Source organism: Bradyrhizobium sp. STM 3809, assembly GCF_000239795.1.
Classification (GTDB): domain Bacteria; phylum Pseudomonadota; class Alphaproteobacteria; order Rhizobiales; family Xanthobacteraceae; genus Bradyrhizobium.
The window spans coordinates 1-4,224 of record NZ_CAFJ01000494.1 but is presented as its reverse complement, the minus strand read 5'-3'; the positions used below and the strand labels follow the sequence as shown (position 1 = coordinate 4,224).

Annotated in this window: 3 protein-coding genes; 1 reads left to right on the top strand and 2 read right to left on the bottom strand. The window is 66.2% G+C overall.

Annotated elements, in window-relative coordinates; genetic code table 11:
• Positions 1-483: 483 nt before the first annotated feature.
• Positions 484-1,656 carry a 4-hydroxybenzoate 3-monooxygenase gene (gene pobA, locus BRAS3809_RS22800; protein WP_035657749.1) on the bottom strand — a complete coding sequence of 391 codons (1,173 nt, stop codon included), beginning with the start codon at positions 1,654-1,656 and terminating at the stop codon, positions 484-486.
• Between the two features lie 162 nt (positions 1,657-1,818).
• Complete coding sequence (locus BRAS3809_RS22795; protein WP_008964393.1) at positions 1,819-2,739, bottom strand: helix-turn-helix domain-containing protein; 921 nt, start codon at positions 2,737-2,739, stop codon at positions 1,819-1,821.
• A gap of 135 nt (positions 2,740-2,874) precedes the next feature.
• Between BRAS3809_RS22795 and BRAS3809_RS22790 the strand changes: the two genes are divergently transcribed.
• Entirely contained in the window at positions 2,875-4,038 is a 1,164-nt protein-coding gene (locus BRAS3809_RS22790; RefSeq protein WP_008964392.1) for a cytochrome P450, read from the top strand.
• Positions 4,039-4,224: the final 186 nt, after the last annotated feature.

Sequence of the window (4,224 nt, the reverse complement as noted above, 5' to 3'; positions counted from 1 at the left end):
CGCAGGCGGGCCATGGGTGAGGCCTTCACCCGGCATTCCCTGCGCCCTCTCATGTTTGCGAGGGACATGGTCGATGCACCACTCGGGCGCGACGCGCCGCGAGATCGCGATGACATGTCCCTACTCCATGGCTGTTTGAATCGTGAATCCCGCCCCGCCACTTCCGTCGTCCCGGACAAGCCGCGACGCGCGTCGGCGCGGCGTGGCGCCGATCCGGGACCAACGCAGCAGATGTGTGGGGCAAAAGGCCAATGACCGGCATGCCTCAAACCGCTCCCGGGGGGTATGGGTCCCGGCTCAAGGCCGGGACGACAGCGGCGGGTGTTGAAGCGGGGATGGTCGATGCGCGACCTTGTAGGGTGGGCAAAGCGGACGCCCGCTGGGCGGTCGCGTGCCCACCGTGCATCGGCACGCGAGATGCAGCCGCGCAAACCACTCACGGCTTCGGCGCGCCTTTGCCCACCCTACGGACCGCGCAAGCTTCTAGAACGGCAGTCCGACATAGTTCTCCGCCAGCGACCGCTGCGCGGCCTCGGAGGAGAACAGATACGCAAACTCGGTGTCCTGCAGCTTGTCCTCGTAAGGCAGGCGATCGGGGAAGCGATGCAGCAGGGTCGTCATCCACCAGGAGAAGCGCTGCGCCTTCCAGATGCGCGCCAGTGCCCGCTGCGAGTAGCCGTCGATACCGGTGTCGTCGCCCTTTTTGTAATGGTCGAGCAGCGCATGATAGAGATAGTAGATGTCGGACGCCGCCGAGTTCAATCCGCGCGCGCCGGTCGGCGGCACGATGTGGGCGGCGTCGCCGGCCAGGAACAGCCGGCCATAGCGCATCGGCTCGCAGACGAAGCTGCGCAGCGGCGCGATGCTCTTCTCGATCGACGGGCCGGTGATCAGCTTGGCGGCGACCTCCTCCGGCAGGCGGCGCTTGAGCTCCGCCCAGAACGCGTCGTCGCTCCAGTCCTCGACCTTGTCGGTCAGCGGCACCTGGACGTAATAGCGGCTCAGCACCTGCGAGCGCAGCGAGCACAGCGCGAAGCCGCGCTCATGCTTGGCATAGATCAGTTCCGGCGACACCGGCTTGGTGCGGGAGAGCACGCCGAGCCAGCCGAACGGATAGACCCGCTCATATTCCTTGATCTTGTCCTGCGGGATCGACTTGCGGCTGACGCCGTGGAACCCGTCGGCGCCGATGATGTAGTCGCAATCGACGCGGATCACCTCCTCGCCGCTGCGATAGGTGACGTAGGGCTTGTCCGAGGCGATGTCGTGCGGAGTGACGTCGGCCGCGTTGTGCACGACCTTGCCGCCGAGCTTGTCGCGGGCTTCGTAGAGATCGCGCGTCAGCTCGGTCTGGCCGTAGACCATCACCGAGTTGCCGCCGGAATATTTGTGCAGGTCGACACGATCGAGCTTGCCGTCATGGGCGATGTAGAAGCCGTGATGGATCTCGCCCTCGCGGTCCATGCGCTCGCCGCACTGCGCCTCGCGCATCAGCTTGGCAAAGCCGTGCTCGAGCACGCCCGCGCGGATGCGCGACAGCACGTAGTCGCGGCTGGATTTTTCCAGGATGATCGTATCGATGCCCTGCAGATGCAGGAGTTGCGACAGCATCAGGCCGGAGGGCCCACCGCCGATGATGCAGACTTGGACTTTCATGGGCCTGTTCTCCCGGATTCGCGGCAACTGGATTTTTTCGGTTTGCTTGTCAGTCGCGAATTTATCAAGGAAAGCGCCGGCCCAATTGGATGGACGCTGCATTCTCTTGTACTTTTCCGACGCGGCGACGGAACGCCGCAACGGTATCCCATTCCCGCAGGATCAACGGCGAGCGCCGCCGGGCTCCTCCGCCACGCCCATCGCACGACGGTAGTCGCGCGGGCTGGCGCCGGTATGGCGCTTGAAGAAGCGGCAGAAATAGGCCGGGTCCTTGAAGCCGAGCTCGAACGCCAGCTTCGACACCGGCGCTGCAATATAGGTCAGCCGCCGGCAGGCCTCGCGGGCCAGCCGCGCATGCACAATATCGAGCGCAGACTGCCCGGTCTCCACCCGCGTCAGCCGGTTCAGCCGCTCCGGCGTCATGCCGAGCTCGTCGGCATAGCGCGCGACCGACCAGTGATCGCGGTGATGGGCCTCGACCAGCACGATGAAGCGCGTGAACAGGTCGGCATGACCGCTGCCGCGCCGCGCACCCTGCGACAGCCGCGCGCTCTGCTGCGCCAGCCGCCACACGATCGAGCGGCCGAGCCAATGCGGCACCGGCGAGGCGGCCGAGTCCGCGGCGGCGAACTCGTCGGCAAGGTCGACGAACAATGCCGCGACACGTCCCGTCGCGGTCGCCTGCGGCTCGAGATGCAGGATCTGCGCGGCTGCGAACAGGTCGCGCAGCGCCTCGCCGGTCGCCGGGACATCGCCCTCGACCACGGCGCGTGGATTGAAGGTGAGCACGAAGCCGTCGGTCTCGCGCGAGAAGCGGAAGGCATGAACCACGCCGGGCGGAATGATCACCGCGACCGGGCCGCTGCAGCGCTCGCGGCGTTCGTCCAGGGCGATCTCGGCCGGGCCGGCGGCGACCCACAGGATCTGGTGCAGGCCCTGATGCGTATGCGCCTCGATCTCCCAGCGATACAGCTTGCTGCGCACCTGGATCGGCTCGATATGCAGCATGTCCGGCTGCGCCGCGGAGGCCTCGCCATACAGCGCGAAGGCGGGGATCGACGGTTTGGTGCGAAAGCGTGGCATGAGCGGCAGCTAAGCCGGAATGTCGGAAAAGTACAAGTCTTGACCAGCGTTCTTGCCTCACGCCGCGGCGGCGGCTCGATTAGGATCGTGAAAAGAACAACAACGACCATACTCAATGGAGAGGAGGCCCGACAGATGTTCACGTTCGACCCGTATTCGCCGGCGGTCGATGCCGACCCGTTCCCGTTCTACAAGACCTTGCGCGACGAGCATCCCTGTTTCTGGAGCCCGCAGGCGCAGGTGTGGATCCTGTCGCGCTACGCCGATGTCGCGGCGGCCGGCACCAACTGGCAGACCTATTCCTCGGCCAAGGGCAACCTGATGACCGAGCTGCCGAACCGCGCCGGCGCAACGCTCGGCACCACCGATCCGCCGCGTCACGACCGCCTGCGCGGCCTCGTGCAGCACGCCTTCATGAAGCGCAATCTGGAGAGCCTGTCGGGCCCGATCCGCGACATCGCCCGGGCCAGCGCCGAGGCGCTGCGCGGCCAGGAGCGCTTCGACTTCATCGAGGCGTTCTCGTCCAAGTTCACCGTGCGCGTCCTGTTCGCCGCCCTCGGCCTGCCGCTCGGCGACGAGCAGACGGTGCGCGACAAGGCGGTGCTGATGGTGCAGAGCGACCCGGTCAGCCGCGCCAAGGGCCCGCAGCACATCGCCGCCTACAACTGGATGCAGGACTACGCGGCGGGCGTCATCGCCGAGCGCCGCGCGCGGCCGCAGAACGATCTGATCTCGCATTTCAGCATGGCCGAGATCGACGGCGACAGGCTCGACGAGCGCGAGGTGCTGCTGACGACGACCACCCTGATCATGGCCGGCATCGAGTCGCTCGGCGGCTTCATGAGCATGCTGGCCTACAATCTCGCCGACCACCCCGACGCCCGGCGCGCGGTCGTCGCCAATCCGGATCTGCTCGCCGATGCCGTGGAAGAGTCGCTGCGCTTCAACACCTCGGCCCAGCGCTTCCGCCGCTGCCTGCAGAAGGATCTGACCTTGCACGGCCAGACCATGCGCGAAGGCGACTTCGTCTGCCTCGCCTACGGCTCCGCCAACCGCGACGAGCGGCAGTTTCCCAATCCGGATGTCTACGACATCACCCGCAAGCCGCGCGGCCACCTCGGCTTCGGCGGCGGCGTGCATGCGTGCCTCGGCTCCGCGATCGCGCGCATGGCGATCAGGATCGCGTTCGACGAGCTGCACAAGGTCGTCCCGGAGTATCGCCGCACGCAGGAGCAACTGCCGTGGATGCCGTCGTCGACCTTCCGGAGCCCGCTGTATTTGGAGCTGACGGTGCATTGATCGGAAAAGACGGGGCACCCTCGAACAACATTTTTTTGGGAGGTGAGTTACGCCCAAGCGCAAAAGCATCGTTCTCAGTTGGGACGAATATCGCGCGGCAAGAACAGTGCACCCTCTCCCCCAAGGCGAAGCGGAGCTTCGCCAGGGTGGGAGAGGGTGGATCGCATGAGCGCAGCGAAATGCGAG